15 protein-coding genes are annotated in these 14,668 nt (G+C 69.0%); 7 read left to right on the top strand and 8 right to left on the bottom strand.

Translation table 11 applies throughout. The features are described 5' to 3' along the window. Positions 1-2: 2 nt before the first annotated feature. From QRN40_RS03310 to QRN40_RS03330, 5 genes are all read left to right on the top strand, one after another. Entirely contained in the window at positions 3-1,286 is a 1,284-nt protein-coding gene (locus tag QRN40_RS03310) for an ABC transporter substrate-binding protein (RefSeq protein WP_285114056.1), read from the top strand. Between the two features lie 84 nt (positions 1,287-1,370). Next, positions 1,371-2,408 (top strand): carbohydrate ABC transporter permease, encoded by a 1,038-nt coding sequence (locus QRN40_RS03315; protein ID WP_285114057.1) that lies wholly within the window; start codon positions 1,371-1,373, stop codon positions 2,406-2,408. Then, positions 2,408-3,322, top strand: a complete 915-nt coding sequence (locus tag QRN40_RS03320) for a carbohydrate ABC transporter permease (protein ID WP_285114058.1) — start codon at positions 2,408-2,410, stop codon at positions 3,320-3,322. The genes QRN40_RS03315 and QRN40_RS03320 overlap by 1 nt, the downstream gene beginning before the upstream one ends. 4 nt (positions 3,323-3,326) lie before the next feature. Beyond that, entirely contained in the window at positions 3,327-3,566 is a 240-nt protein-coding gene (locus QRN40_RS03325; protein WP_285114059.1) for a hypothetical protein, read from the top strand. Positions 3,567-3,579: 13 nt separating this feature from the next. Continuing rightward, positions 3,580-4,590 (top strand): LacI family DNA-binding transcriptional regulator, encoded by a 1,011-nt coding sequence (locus QRN40_RS03330; RefSeq protein ID WP_285114060.1) that lies wholly within the window; start codon positions 3,580-3,582, stop codon positions 4,588-4,590. Between the two features lie 183 nt (positions 4,591-4,773). On the opposite strand, the gene QRN40_RS03335 is transcribed toward QRN40_RS03330, so the two are convergent. From QRN40_RS03335 to QRN40_RS03350, 4 genes are all read right to left on the bottom strand, one after another. After that, a complete protein-coding gene (locus tag QRN40_RS03335; protein WP_285114061.1) occupies positions 4,774-6,012 on the bottom strand; it encodes an MFS transporter in 1,239 nt (412 codons plus the stop codon). Positions 6,013-6,077: 65 nt separating this feature from the next. Next, positions 6,078-6,542, bottom strand: coding sequence for a MarR family winged helix-turn-helix transcriptional regulator (locus QRN40_RS03340; protein ID WP_285114062.1), 465 nt, complete (start codon positions 6,540-6,542; stop codon positions 6,078-6,080). 32 nt (positions 6,543-6,574) lie between these two features. Next, positions 6,575-7,228 (bottom strand): class I SAM-dependent DNA methyltransferase, encoded by a 654-nt coding sequence (locus QRN40_RS03345; RefSeq protein WP_502878892.1) that lies wholly within the window; start codon positions 7,226-7,228, stop codon positions 6,575-6,577. Continuing rightward, positions 7,225-8,019: an SDR family oxidoreductase gene (locus tag QRN40_RS03350; RefSeq protein ID WP_285114065.1), complete on the bottom strand. Its 795-nt coding sequence runs from the start codon at positions 8,017-8,019 to the stop codon at positions 7,225-7,227. Before QRN40_RS03350 ends, QRN40_RS03345 begins: the two co-directional genes overlap by 4 nt. Positions 8,020-8,100: 81 nt before the next feature. Here QRN40_RS03350 and QRN40_RS03355 point away from each other — a divergent pair, with 81 nt between their 5' ends. Continuing rightward, complete coding sequence (locus QRN40_RS03355) at positions 8,101-8,976, top strand: sigma-70 family RNA polymerase sigma factor (protein ID WP_285114066.1); 876 nt, start codon at positions 8,101-8,103, stop codon at positions 8,974-8,976. 440 nt (positions 8,977-9,416) lie between these two features. Here the strand turns inward: QRN40_RS03355 and rplL are convergent, their stop codons facing one another. The 4 genes from rplL to QRN40_RS03375 form a co-directional block, all read right to left on the bottom strand. Beyond that, the gene (rplL, locus tag QRN40_RS03360) at positions 9,417-9,806 is read right to left on the bottom strand and encodes a 50S ribosomal protein L7/L12 (protein WP_285114067.1); all 390 of its coding nucleotides are present in this window, start codon (positions 9,804-9,806) and stop codon (positions 9,417-9,419) included. A 53-nt stretch (positions 9,807-9,859) separates the two neighbouring features. Further along, positions 9,860-10,375, bottom strand: coding sequence for a 50S ribosomal protein L10 (gene rplJ / locus QRN40_RS03365; protein ID WP_285114068.1), 516 nt, complete (start codon positions 10,373-10,375; stop codon positions 9,860-9,862). Between the two features lie 221 nt (positions 10,376-10,596). Next, positions 10,597-12,165 (bottom strand): sensor histidine kinase, encoded by a 1,569-nt coding sequence (locus QRN40_RS03370; RefSeq protein WP_285114069.1) that lies wholly within the window; start codon positions 12,163-12,165, stop codon positions 10,597-10,599. Next, positions 12,162-12,917 (bottom strand): response regulator transcription factor, encoded by a 756-nt coding sequence (locus tag QRN40_RS03375; RefSeq protein WP_285117432.1) that lies wholly within the window; start codon positions 12,915-12,917, stop codon positions 12,162-12,164. Before QRN40_RS03375 ends, QRN40_RS03370 begins: the two co-directional genes overlap by 4 nt. Before the next feature lie 186 nt (positions 12,918-13,103). Between QRN40_RS03375 and QRN40_RS03380 the strand changes: the two genes are divergently transcribed. Next, entirely contained in the window at positions 13,104-14,636 is a 1,533-nt protein-coding gene (locus QRN40_RS03380) for an ABC transporter permease (RefSeq protein WP_285114070.1), read from the top strand. Positions 14,637-14,668: the final 32 nt, after the last annotated feature.

The raw sequence follows: 14,668 nt of genomic DNA on the forward strand, positions 1-14,668 counted from the left end.
AAATGAAAGCAGCACGTCTCTCCGTGATCGCCGGGGTGGCCATCGCAGGCCTCGCCCTGGCGGGATGCACCGGTGGCGGCGGATCGGGAAGCGGTGGCGGCGACGCCAACGCCGGAACCGACAGCAAGGGCCCCATCACCTACGTACAGGGCAAGGACAATTCGAACGTCGTCCGGCCTCTGGTCGACAAGTGGAACAAGGCCCACCCGGACGAGAAGGTCACCTTCAAGGAGCAGACCGACCAGGCCGACCAGCAGCACGACGATCTCGTCCAGCACTTCCAGGCCAAGGACGCCAACTACGACGTCGTCGACGTCGACGTCGTCTGGACCGGTGAGTTCGCAGCGAAGGGCTGGCTCCAGCCGCTGACCGGCAAGTTCAAGATGGACAACTCGTCCCTCCTGGCGCCGACGGTCAAGGCCGGAACCTACAACGGCACGCAGTACGCGGCGCCGCAGACCTCCGACGGTGGCATCCTGTACTACCGCAAGGACCTGGTCCCGACCCCGCCGAAGACGTGGGACGACATGCTCAAGGACTGCGACATCGCCAAGGCGAAGGGCATCGGCTGCTACGCCGGACAGTTCGCGCAGTACGAGGGCCTCACGGTGAACGCCGCCGAGGCGATCAACACCAACGGTGGAACGATCGTCGGTGAGGACGGCAAGAAGGTCACCGTCGACAGCCCCGAGGCGAAGGCCGGCCTGACCCGCCTGGTGGACGGCTTCAAGAACGGGCAGATCCCCAAGGAAGCCATCACCTACCAGGAGGAGCAGGGCCGCCAGGCGTTCGAGGCCGGCAAGCTCATGTTCCTGCGCAACTGGCCGTACGTGTACAACCTCGCCAAGACGGACGGCTCCTCGACGGTGAAGGACACCTTCGGGATCGCGCCGCTGCCGGGCGTCTCGGCCGACAAGCCGGGCGTCTCCAGCCTGGGTGGTCACAACGCCGCGATCAGCGTCTACTCCAAGCACAAGGCGACCGCGTTCGAGTTCCTCAAGTTCCTGCAGAGCGAAGAGACCCAGAAGTTCTTCGTGACCCAGGGCTCGCTGGCACCCGTCGTGGCCTCCCTGTACGACGACGCTTCGCTGAACAGCCAGCTCCCGTACCTGTCGACCCTGAAGACGTCGATCGCCAACGCGGTGCCGCGTCCGGTGTCGCCGTTCTACCCGGCCATCACCAAGGCCGTTCAGGACAACGCCTACGCCGCCCTGAAGGGTGACAAGTCGGTCGACCAGGCACTGAAGGACATGGCGTCCGCCATCCAGACCGCCAGCGCCGGTTGATTCCGGACTGAATCGGTCGCCGGGCGGCGGGAACTCTCCCGCCGCCCGGCTCCACACCCACCCAGACTCCTAGCGGAGGCACACATGTCAACGTCGAACGTCGTCGCCCCCTCATCCACCCAGACCGGCCGCAACGGGCAAGGCCCCCGCGCCGGCGTGAAGCACAACCGCCGCCAGCAGAGCCGCTGGGCCTTCTACCTCATCGTCCCCACGCTGATCCTCCTGGCCATCGTCATCGGCTACCCCGTGGTCAGCGCGATCGTGATGTCGTTCCAGAAGGACGCCGGGCTCGACCCCGCCACCGGACTGTTCGTCCAGGGCGGCTTCGCCGGCTTCCAGAACTACGCGCACTGGCTGTTCCAGCAGTGCCAGGGCCCGAACGGGACCACCATCACCTGCCCGCCGGGCAACCTCGGCTCCACCTTCTGGAGCGCCGTCTTCGTCACCTTCTTCTTCACCGTGACGACCGTGATCCTCGAGACCATCCTGGGCCTCTGGTTCGCGCTGATCATGAACCGCGCCTTCCGCGGCCGCGGCTTCGTCCGCGCGGCCATCCTGATCCCGTGGGCCATCCCCACCGCCGTCACCGCGAAGCTGTGGTTCTTCATCTTCTCGGTCGCGGGCGTCGCCAACGCCGTCATCGGGGCCCACATCCTGTGGACCAGTGACGAATGGGCCTCCCGGTTCGCGGTCATCATCGCCGACACCTGGAAGACGACCCCGTTCATGGCGCTGCTCATCCTCGCCGGCCTCCAGGTCATCCCGGAGGACGTCTACGAGGCGGCGAAGGTCGACGGAGCAAGCACCCTGCAGCGCTTCTGGCGCGTGACCATGCCGCTGCTGAAGCCGGCGCTGATGGTCGCGGTCCTGTTCCGCGTGCTCGACGCCCTCCGCATCTACGACCTGCCGCAGATCCTCACCGGAGGCGGTGGTGGCACAGGCCATGCGACGACGACGTTGTCCATCCTCGTCGTCGATCAGATCAGGCAAGGGTTCAACAGCGCCGCAGCCCTCTCCACCATCACGTTCATCATCATCTTCCTGATCGCGTTCATCTTCGTCCGATTGCTCGGGACGAACGTGGTCCGAACGCAGGAGACCCAGCAGAAGGGGGCGAAGTGATGACTGCTGTCGCCGGACAGGCCGCAGCGACCGCCGAGGCGGGCGCTCTTCCCCGAACCCAGACCAAGAACCGCACCGGTCGCCGTCGCCGCAACCAGAGCGCCCGCACGGGCATCCAGGCGATCGTGATCGTGATCTGGTGTCTGCTGCCGTTCTACTGGATGGTCGTCACGTCGTTCCGCGACGTCGGCTACACGAACGACAACACGCCGTGGATCACGCACTTCACCTGGGACAACTACATCACGGCGCTCTCGACGAAGCTCGGCAACAACCTGCCGGGCGCGCTGTTGAACTCGCTGTTCATCGGCGTCTGCGTCACGGCGATCTCGCTCGTGGTCGGCATCTTCGCCTCGTACGCGCTCGCCCGCTTGGACTTCAAGTTCAAGGGCATCGTGCTGGGCATCATCCTGGCGGCGTCGATGTTCCCGGGCGTCGCGCTCATCACCCCGCTGTTCCAGCTGTTCACGAACATCGGGTGGATGGGCACCTACCAGGCGCTGATCATCCCGGAGATCTCGTTCGCCCTCCCGCTCACGGTCTACACGCTGAACTCGTTCTTCCGTGAGATGCCGTGGGACCTCGAGGAGGCGGCGCGGATCGACGGCTGCACCCAGGCGCAGGCGTTCCGCAAGGTGATCCTCCCCCTGGCAGCCCCGGCCGTGTTCACGACCGCGATCCTGGCGTTCATCTCGTCCTGGAACGAGTTCCTGATCTCCAGCCAGCTGTCCAGCGACCGGACGCAGCCCGTCACGGTGGCCATCGCCTCCTTCACCGGCAGCCAGCCGCACCAGGAGCCGTACACCGCGATCATGGCGGCCGGAACGATCGTCACCGTGCCGCTGATCATCCTGGTGCTGATCTTCCAGCGCCGCATCGTCGCAGGCCTGACCGCCGGCGGAGTGAAGGGCTGAGCGGATGCGCTGGAGCGACTCCCGTGAGGTCGTCGACGTTGGCCTCGGCTTCGTCGGGTTCTTCGGCGTCGCTTTCCTCGGGATCACCCTCTACTGCGAGCTGACCGGGGAACCGGCGCTCGGCTGGGCGCTCACCCTTCTGGTACTCGTCCTCGCCTTCATCGGCCTCCTGCAGCTGCGCCGTCGCATCATCGCGCGGCGGCAGGAGGCCGAGGAGGCGCGGCTCGAGCACCAGGATTCCTGAACCGGGCACCGGTATGGCAGGGATCGAGGAGGTCGCGCGCGCGACGGGGGTCTCGACGGCAACGGTGTCGCGTGCGCTCCGCGGGCTCCCCAACGTCTCGGACAAGACCCGCGCCGCCGTGCGGCAGGCCGCCGACGAGCTCGGCTACGTCGCGTCGTCGAGCGCATCGGGGCTGGCGAGCGGTCGCACGCTCGCGATGGGCGTCGTCGTCCCGTCGGTCAGCCGCTGGTTCTACACCCAGGTGCTCGAGGGGGTGGATGCGGAACTGCGCGGCGCCAGTTACGACATGATCCTGTTCAATCTGGGCGGCCACCGCGGCGATCGCGAGCGGGTGTTCCACCGCAGCATCCTGCGCAAGCGCACCGACGCACTGCTGGCTCTCTGCCTGGACTTCACCCGGGAGGAGCGCGAGCAGCTCGCGACCCTCGGGCACCCGACCATCGTGGTCGGCGGCCCCGTGAAGGGCTTGCGCAGCGTGGGCATCGACGAGACCTCGACCGCGTACACCGCGACCTCGCACCTCATCTCCCTCGGCCACACCGACATCGCGCACATCGGCGGTGAGGACGAGGAGGGCTTGAACAGCCAGGTGCCCATCGGCCGGCTGCACGGTTTCCGGGATGCGATGCGCGACGCCGGTCTGCCCGTCCGGCCGGAGTGGGTCATCCCTGGCGGGTTCACGCTGCCCGAGAGCCGTGCGGCGATGAACCGGCTGCTCGACCGCCCGGGGCCGCGTCCGACCGCGGTCTTCGCCGGATCCGACGAGATGGCGTTCGGTGCGATCCTGGCGGCGGGCGACCACGGGCTGCGCGTGCCCGTCGACCTCTCGGTCATCGGGATCGACGATCACGACTACGCGGCGGGCTTCGGCCTGACAACGATGGCGCAGGATCCGTTCGAGCAGGGGGCGACCGCCGCGCGCATCCTGCTCGACGAACTCGCGGGCTCGGAACCGCGCATGAATTCGGTTCGCTCCCCCGTCAGCCTGGTCGTACGGTCGTCCACGGCACCTCCGCTCGGATGATGGGAGCAATTGTTCTCGGCTTCTGAGACAATGAGTTCTGCGATCATCCGGCTGACCGCGCCTTTCGGGTAGGCACGACAAGCTGATGGGATTGCCCGTCGGGCTATCGGGGCCCACACAGACGGAAGAAGCCGCCCTGTCTCTGACAGGGCGGCTTCTTGAATCCGTGGGAACGTTCCCCGGTCAGTCGGCGTCCGCGAGGGCGAGGACCTCCGCCTCCTGCTGAGGCGATTCGACGGCCCCATCCACTCGCCGCAGGTGCTTGTGGCCGATCATGATGAGAGCGGTGGCGACGAGGACCGAGATCGCGCCGCCGTAGAACGGCATCGCCGGTCCGACCGTTGCGGCGAGCAGGGTGGCTGCAGGCGGCGCGACCGCACCGCCGAGGAAGCGCACGCCCGAGTAGGCGCTCGACGCGACCGACCGCGGAAGATCCGTCGCCTCCATCACGCACTCGGTGAGGACGGTGTTCAGGATGCCGAGCAGCAGTCCGCCGACGATCACGCACACGATGAGGGCGGCGAGCGACCGGACGAACAGCCCCGCCGCGAGCAGGTCGAGGGCGAGCAGCGGCATGACCAGCCACAGCACGCGGGTCCGCGGGAGGACCGACGTCAGCAGCGGCGCGACCCATACCGAGGTCACGGCCAGCGCGAGACCCCAGCCGAAGAAGATCAGGCCGAGGGTGATCGCATCCTCGACGCCCAGCGGCACCAGGGCGAACGGCGTGTAGGCCAGCAGCACGAAGAAGCCGATGTTGTAGAACAGGGCGGCGGCCGCCAGGAAACCGAGCGCCGGCTTCCCGAGCGCGCGGAACGGCGCGGAGAGGCGGGTCGGGGTCGGCTTCTCCGGGTTCTTGCGGAGCAGGGCGACGATGGCGACGAAGCCGACGGCCATCAGCGTCGCGGTTCCGAAGAACGGTCCACGCCAGCTCCAGCTGCCGAGGAGGCCGCCGAGCAGTGGGCCGATCGCGATGCCCAGGCCGAGCGCGGCCTCGTAGAGGATGATCGCGGCGGAGGTCCCGCCGGATGCGGCACCGACGATGGTCGCGAGCGCCGTGGAGATGAACAGCGCGTTGCCGAGACCCCAGCCCGCACGGAACCCGATGATCGACTCCACGTTCTGCGAGAGGCCGGCCGCCAGCGCGAACACGACGATGAGCGCGAGCCCGATGAGCAGCGTCTTCTTCGCGCCGATGCGGCTGGAGATCCAGCTGGTGAAGAACATGGCGGCGCCTGTGATGAGCAGATAGCTCGTGAAGAGCATCTCGGTCTGCGTCGGGGTCGCTTCGAGGCTCTTCGCGATCGCCGGGAGGATGGGGTCGACGAGGCCGATGCCCATGAAGGCGATGACGGAGGCGAAGGCGACGGCCCAGACGGCGGTCGGCTGTTTCAGGATGCTGGTCGGGCGTTCGTGGGACATGACGGGGTGACGGCTCCTCGAGCGATCGGTGGTGAAGGAAGCGGTGGATGTGCCGGGGACGCCGCTCAGCGGCTTCCGGCGAGCGCGGCGGAGGCCGCGGTGGAGAGGTCGACGCGCGATCCGATGATCTCGACGGTCGCGCGCATCGCGGCGAGCTCGTCATCGGAGAGGTCGGCGAACATGGGGACCAGAGCGGTCGACAGCTCGTCGCGCCAGGCCTGGAGCGCCGCATCGCCCTTGCGGGTGATCGCGATCTGCCACGCGCGGGCGTCGTCGGTGTCGGCGATGCGCTTGACCCACTCGGCCTCGACGAGGTTGCGCACGAGTTTGGTCATCGTCGGCTGCGACACCCGGCTCTGCGCGGCGAGTTCGCCCAGGCGCATGGCGCCGGCGGTCTGCAGAACACTCAGGGTGCGCCAGGTGGCCGGCGACTCCGTGCTTCCCGTCACGCGCGCGGCGAGGCGGGTGAGGCGGTGTGCGGCGACTACGAGGTCGCCGAGGATCTGACGAAGTTCGGGAGTCTCGGGCATGGACTCCATTATATATAGCTTGCCTATGTTTATCAAACGCGACGGGCGAGGACGTACGCCTGGGGCGACTTCTCCGGAGGAACCGGCTGCCGGACGAGCTCGGCCAGCCGCTCGAAACCGGCCCCGACCAGGCGCTCGCGCACCCGGTCCGGCTGCTGCCGCCGCGTGTGCAGGTCGAGGTCGTGCCCGTACGCATGGGTCAGGTGCACCACGTCGTCCCCGACCTGGAACGCGAGCAGCAGCCTCCCGTCCGGCCGCACGACCCGGGCGAACTCGGCGTACAGCTCGTCCTGCCGCTCCTCGGGCGTGTGGATGACCGAGTACCAGGCGAGGGCACCGGCGAGCCCGGCATCCCCGAACGGCAGCGCTGCCATCGACGCGACCTCGAAGCGCACCGCCGGATGGTCGCGGCGGGCGGCCTCCACCATCCGGGGCGAGAGGTCGATCCCGACGACGTCGAGCCCGCGGTCCGCCAGATACCCGGCGATCCGGCCGGGACCGCACCCGAGGTCGCCGACCGCTCCCCCGCCGGCCCGGCGGATCTGCTCGGCGAAGACATCGAGCATGGCGCGATCGAACTCGCTCTCGGCGAGGTCGTCGCGCAGCAGGTCGGCGTAGTCATCGGCCACCGTGTCATAGGCGGCGCGGGTGGCAATGACGTCGGGATGCTCGCTCACCCGACTCATCGTAGGGCGGACGAACCACCGGGCACGACGGGTCCGTCCGCGCTCTCGCGGAGGAACTCGTCCCAGGTGCGCACCCCGCGCTGAGCCGACGCGTCGGCGAGGTTGTCCCCCGCCCGGTACGCGCGGCCCACGGCCCCGGGGAGCCGCACCGGCAGCGTCGGACGGCGGCGGCCGCTGTAGCGGCGGACGAGCTCGACGAGGTCCAGCACCTCCGGTCCCGCGAGGTCAGGGACCCTGCCGGCGGGTTCCGAAAGGGCGAGGGACGCGAGTCGCTCCGCGACCTCCTCGCGGTGCACCGGTTCGAAGCGCAGGCCTCCCGGCGCGGGCGTCAGCGGCAGCCGGGACAGGCCGCGCACCAGCGGCAGCACGAATTCGTGCAGCTGGGACACCGCCAGGATGCTCCACGGCACACCCGAGGCCTCGACGGCGCGTTCCGCGGTCGCCTTCGCCCGGAAGTAGCCGATCGGCATCCGACCGGCGCCCACCACCGAGATCAGGATGAGGTGAGCGGTCCCCGCGCGCCGCGCCGCCTCCGCGACCGTGTCGGCCGCACGGTCGTCGCCGCGCGCGCCCCCGGCGAGGTGCAGGACAGTGCCCGCATCCGCGAAGGCCGCATCCAGCCCGACGCCCTTCACGGTGTCTCCCACCACCTGCCGGACCCGGGCATCCCCTGACGCAGGCAGTGGATGACGGCTCAGCACGCGCACGTCGTGTCCGGCCGCCACCAGCCGCGGGACGACGCTGCGCCCGATTCGTCCTGTCCCTCCTGTCACCACGATGGTCTCGTTCACCGTCGTCCTCCCGTCATCTGTGTCACACGCGCCGGTTCCGGCTCGTCGATAGGGTGACGACCGGGAGACGGAGGATGTGACATGACCGACGCAGATCTGCTCGCCGAGCGCTTCCAGGCGGCGCGTCCCCGCCTCACGGCGATCGCGACCCGCCTGCTGTCCAGTTCGGTGGACGCCGAGGACGCGGTGCAGGAGACCTGGCTGCGCCTGAGGAGCGCCGATGTCGCAACGATCGAGAACGTCGACGCCTGGCTGACGACCGTGCTGTCGCGGATCTGCCTCGACCAGCTGCGCACCCCGCGCCGTCTGCGCGAGCGCTCGTGGGAGGTGAGGCCCTGGCCGGCTGAGCCGCGGTCCGTCCTGGGGGATCCCGCCGCCGAGGCGGAGCAGGGTGAGCGCGTCGCCGCCGCCCTGCTCCTCGTGCTGGACGAGCTCCGCCCGGCGGAACGGATCGCTTTCGTGCTGCACGACGTCTTCGGACGGCCGTTCGACGAGGTGGCCGAGGCTCTCGGGCGTTCGCCCGAGGCGGCGCGGCAACTGGCGTCGCGCGCCCGGCGACGCCTGCACGGTTCGACCGACCCGAGGCGACCCGACGCCCATCGAGCGCGCCCGCTGGTGGATGCGTGGCTCCAGGCCGCGCAGCAGGGCGACGTCACGCGCCTCCTGGCGCTCCTCGATGAGAACGCCACCCTGCGCGCCGACTACGGCGCGACACAGCAACGGCTGGCAGGCCGGCAGCAGATCGCCGAGCAGGCGGTCCTGTCCGCACGGCTCGCCGCGCACTCCACCCCCGTCCTCCTCGGCGGACGACCGGGCGTCGCCGCCGTCCTGTCCGGCCGGGTCGTATCCGTGATGGCGTTCGAGATCGAGGGCGACCGCATCCTCCGCCTCGACGTCCTGGCCGACCCGGGGCGTCTCGCCGGACTCCGCGTCGCCGAGGCGCTCGGGATCGCCTGACGACGAAGCGCCCCCGGCCGTGTGGGCCGGGGGCGCTTCTGGGAGGGTCTTACCGCAGGTACCTGTCGTAGAGGAGGGTCCTGCGGCACAGATCCGGTGGGTGGCAGCCGCTGTCGCGGTCCTCCCCGTGGAGCAGTGCGTGGCCGAAGCCGCGCAGCGCGGAGGCGTATGCACGCCAAGAGCTTGTACTCATCGTGGTTCTTCTTCCGGTTGTGCGTCCTTGCACACCGATGCACGCTGGCAGGCGCGATCGGACGCGATGGATGGTGAGCATCCGCGTCCGCACGTCGCTTAACGCACGGAGGGCGTCGCCCCGTTGCGGGGGCGACGCCCTCCGCAACGCGGACACTCTCTATGGGAGGAGTCCGCGTCGCGCCTGTGTTAGTTACAACACAGTGGCCTGTCAGCCTGTCAGTAAGAAGAGCCCCGAGGGGCGCGAATTACTTGAGGGTGACGGTGGCGCCAGCCTCTTCGAGCTGGGCCTTCGCCTTGTCGGCGGTCTCCTTGTTGGCGCCCTCGATGACGGTGCTCGGGGCACCGTCGACGAGTGCCTTCGCCTCACCGAGGCCGAGGCTGGTGAGGGCGCGCACCTCCTTGATGACCTGGATCTTCTTGTCACCGGCGGCCTCGAGGACGACGTCGAAGGAGTCCTTCTCCTCGACCTCTTCGGCAGCGGCACCCGCACCACCGGCGGCCGGGGCGGCCACGGCGACGGGGGCGGCGGCGGTGACCTCGAAGGTCTCCTCGAACTTCTTCACGAACTCGCTGAGCTCGATGAGCGTGAGCTCCTTGAACGCGTCGAGCAGCTCATCAGTCGTAAGCTTTGCCATTGTTCTCTCCTTAGTGTGTGTGGTTACTCACCGCTGATCTGGTCCGTGAGGACTCAGGCAGCGGACTCCTGCTTCTCACGCAGCGCGTCGACCGTGCGAACGGCCTGCGACAGCGGTGCGTTGAACAGATATGCGGCTCCGAACAGCGAGGCCTTGAAGGCGCCGGCCAGCTTGGCCAGCAGTACCTCACGGGACTCGAGGTCGGCGAGCTTGCCTACCTCTTCTGCGGTCAGCGGGTTACCGTCGAAGTAACCGCCCTTGACCACCAGCAGAGGGTTTGCCTTGGCGAAGTCACGCAGCGACTTCGCGACGGCGACAGGGTCACCGTGCACGAAGGCGATCGCGGACGGCCCAGCGAGCTCCTCGTCGAAAGACGAGATGCCGGCGTTGTTGGCCGCGATCTTGGTCAGCGTGTTCTTCACCACGGCGTAGGTCGCGTGCTCACTGATCGACGTGCGCAGCTGCTTGAGCTGAGCGACAGTGAGACCGCGGTACTCGGTCAGCAGAACGGCAGCAGAGTTCTCGAACAGGTTCTCGAGCTCGGCAACCGTGGCTTCCTTGTTCGCCATGGCCTACTCCTCAATCTTCTTCGTCGCACACCGCGGGAGCGGTGTGCCCGCCGAAACCCGCTGGAGAAAGAAAAAAGCTCCGGCGCAGAGGCACGGAGCTGGCGACCCAGAAACTGTGGAACAGAGGCTGGAACTTGCTTCATACACCTGCGCGGGCGCCCACCTGAGTGGATCTTCGGTCGTGCATGCACGACGACCAGCGGTCTTTGGCTCCGTACAGGTTACGGGATGCGAGGCGCCGCGTGCAAATCGGACTCGGCGACGGCCTCCGCGGGGACCAGCGGGAGGGACACCGTGAACGCGGTGCTTCCCGGTTCGCTGACGACCGAGACCTCGCCGCCGTGCGCCTGCACGACGGCCTGCACGATGGCCAGCCCGAGCCCGGTGGAGCCGGTGGCGCGGTTGCGCGAGCTGTCGCCGCGGGCGAATCGCTCGAACAGCGTGGCCCGGAGCTCCTCCGGGATCCCGGGGCCGTCGTCGGCGACCGTGACGATCGCGCGCTGGGCCAGCGCATCCACGCGGAGCCCGGCCGTGACCGTCGTGCCCGGAGGCGTGTGGACGCGGGCATTGGCGAGCAGGTTCATCAGCACCTGGTGGATGCGCGGGGCGTCGCCGAGCACCTCGACGGGTTCGTCGGGGAGGTCGAGCGTCCACTCGTGGTCCGGGCCGGCCGCGTGCGCGTCGCTGAGCGCATCCACCAGCAGCAGGGAGAGGTCGACCGGGTCGTGATCGAGCTCGCGTCCCTCATCGAGCCGGGCCAGCAGGAGGAGGTCCTCCACCAGGGAGGTCATGCGTGTCGCCTCGGACTCGATGCGGCCCAGCGAGTGCGTGACGTCGGGAGGCAGCTCGTGCGGCGCGCGACGCGTCAGTTCCGCGTAGCCGCGGATCGAGGCGAGCGGCGTCCGCAGCTCATGGCTGGCGTCGGCGACGAACTGGCGGACCTTCTGCTCACTCGCCTGTCGTGCGGTCAGAGCGGAGGCGACGTGCCCGAGCATCCGGTTGAGGGCTGCACCCACCTTCCCGACCTCGGTGTGCTGATCCGTGTCGGCTTCGGGCACGCGGACGGACAGGGCGACGTCGCCACGGTCGAGGGGCAGCGACGACACCTGCTCGGCCGTGCCCGTCACCCGCTCGAGCGGCCGCATCGCCAGCCGGACGACCACGTTCGCCAGCAGGAATGCGAAGACGAGGCCCGCGAGGGTCACCAGCGCGATGACCAGCGTGAGCCGGGCGACCGTCGCGTTCACGTCGCTGAGAGGCAGGCCGATGATGACGCTGTCGCCGTTCGTGAGCTCCACGGCAGCGACGCGGTAGTCGCCGAGCGAGGGTCCGAGGTTGATGGTTCGCGGATGCCCGTCGGAGGGGAGGGTGATCAACGCCGTCGTCGCGATCGGGACGCGCTGCGGCGCGACCGGCTGGTCGGGCGAACTCCCCTGCGGACGTTCCGAGAGGATCACCGGGTAGAGCAGCATGTCGCCGCTGCGGATCACGCCGAAGGTGCCGGTCTGCTGGCCGGGCGTCTGGACGATGCCGATGACGTCGGGACCGGTCGGCTGGTCGCCGTAGATCCGGTCGGCGGCACGCTGCCCCCGGTCGAGCGCCGACGTGAGCTGCCCATCCAGTCGCTGCATCAGGTAGTTCTGCAGCGCGAAGACGCTGACCGTCCCGATGACGGCGCCGAGCACGGCGAGCATCGCTACGACGACCAGCACCACGCGGCTGCGCAGCGTCCAGGACCGGAACGGACGAAGACGAGGGAACCGGCTGCCCGCTGCGCGGGCGGTGGTCATTGCGCGGCCTTCACCATGTACCCGGCGCCGCGGACGGTGTGGATCATCGGCGTACGGCCGGCGTCGATCTTCTTGCGCAGGTACGAGATGTAGAGCTCGACGACACTCGACGAGCCGCCGAAGTCGTAGCTCCACACGCGGTCCAGGATCTGCGCCTTGCTGAGCACCCGGCGCGGGTTGCGCATCAGGAAGCGCAGGAGTTCGAACTCCGTTGCGGTCAGCTGGATGGGCTCACCGTCGCGGTGCACCTCGTAGCTGTCCTCGTCGAGGACGAGATCGCCGACGATGAGCACCGGGTCCTCGTGGTCGGCGACCGCCGCGCGTGACCGGCGCAGCAGGCCGCGGAGCCGGGCGACCAGTTCCTCCAGGCTGAAGGGCTTGGTGACGTAGTCGTCCCCACCCGCGGTGAGACCGGCGATCCGGTCGTCCAGCGAGTCCTTGGCGGTGAGGAACAGCACGGGCGCCTCGTTGCCGTCGGCGCGCATGCGGTTGAGCACCTGCAGCCCGTCGATGTCCGGGAGCATGATGTCGAGCACCACGACGTCGGGCTTGAACTCGCGCGAGAGCTGCAGCGCCTGCTGGCCGGTGGAGGCCGTCTTGACGTCCCAGTCCTCATAGTGCAGAGCCATCGCGAGCAGATCCGTCAGCGTCGCTTCGTCGTCGACGACGAGCACGCGGATGGAGCTGCCGTCCGCGCGGCGCAGAAGCGAGCGGGACTGGCTGGAGGGGGCACCGGCGGCGCGAGCGTTCATGGTCACCTTTCCCATTATGAGGAGCCGCATGGATGCGGACCTTGCGCAACCTATGAACTCCCTGAGCGGCTCGCTCACCCTCGAGGCGGCGTCCGCGGCTGATGCATAGGTTCGCCACAGCGCGCCGAAAAGAGCGGTCCTTAATGTCCGGCAAGAAGCCCATCCGACAGCACAGTTTGGAAGCCCATGTTCGGAACCTATCTGCGGCGCGAGCTGCTCAACCGCCGCAAGCAGACGATCATCATCGCCATCGGCATGGCCCTGGCGATCGCGTTGGTCATCATCGTGAACGCCGTGTCCGCCGGCGTACGGCAGGCCCAGGAGAGCGTGCTCCAGTCCGTGTACGGAGTGGGCACCGACATCACGGTCAGCCAGCCCGCCACCGCCCAGGGGGCAAACGCGCAGCAGGACGCGGGCGGTCGCCCGCGCTTCGACTTCGGTGCCGGATCGGGCACCGACACCGGCACTGCACGGCAGGTGAACACCTCCCGCCTCGAGCCCACCCGTGGCGCCACAGTCATGGACGCTTCGACCCTCACCACGGTGAAGTCCGTGCACAACGTGGCGTCGGCCGCCGCGGTGCTGTCCCTCACCAATACGAGCTTCAGCGGAACGCTGCCGAACTTCCAGCAGCTGCGGCAGGAGCGCCAGGGCGGGCAGGCGGCGCAGCCGACCGCTCCGCCGACCGGTGGTTCGGACGGAGCGGGCGGCAGCTCGTTCACGGTCGACTCCTTCTCCGTGCTCGGCCTCGATCCGGCCGGCAAGTCGGTAGGGCCTCTGGCCTCCGTCACCCTGACCGGTGGTCGCAGCTTCACCGCGGCGGACCAGGGCAAGGATGTCGTGGTGCTGGACGCCAGCTACGCCAAGACCGCGAGCAAAGCGGTCGGCGACACCATCACCATCGGCGGCACCGACTTCGCGGTGATCGGGATCGTCGCGGCCACCGGCTCCGACGCGACCACAGCAGCGAATGCCTACATCCCCCTGGATGTCGCCCAGACGCTCTCCGGACAGACCGCGAAGATCTCGTCGGTCTACGTGAAGGCGGCGTCGTCGGGTGACATCGATCAGCTCAAGACGGACCTCACCAAGGCGGTGTCGGGCGCAACGGTCAGCACGCAGGCGGACCTCGCCTCCACCGTCTCCGGCTCCCTCGGGAGCGCGGGCGAGCTCATCGCGAATCTCGGGACCTGGCTGTCGGTGATCGTCCTCGCGGCCGCGTTCCTCATCGCCATCCTCTTCACCATCTCCGGCGTCACCCGGCGCACCCGCGAGTTCGGCACCCTCAAGGCGATCGGCTGGTCGAACCGCCGGATCGTCGGTCAGGTCGCCGGCGAGTCCGTGGTGCAGGGCGTCATCGGCGGCGTGATCGGCGTCGCGATCGGTCTCCTCGGAGTCCTGGTCGTCAACGTGATCTCGCCGACACTGACCGGCAGCATCAGCCATGGCTTCAGCAATGCCGCCGGCCGCGGGGCCGGTGCCGGCTCCGCGGCGAACGCCCCGGGCTCCGGCACCGGCTTCGCCGGAGGCGGGGCGTTCGGAGCCGCGAGGCAGGCGGCCACCACCACAGCGGACATCACCCTGCACGCACCGGTGACCCTGTGGATCATCGTCGGCGCGGTCGCCCTGGCCGTGCTCGGCGGACTCCTGGCCGGCGCGATCGGCGGGTGGCGCGCATCCCGCCTCCGCCCGGCGGCCGCCCTGCGCTCCGTCGCCTGAATCCGTCGCACCGACCCGGGCCGCCATCGGCC

The organism is Leifsonia sp. fls2-241-R2A-40a, assembly GCF_030209575.1.
Taxonomy (GTDB): Bacteria; Actinomycetota; Actinomycetes; order Actinomycetales; family Microbacteriaceae; genus Leifsonia.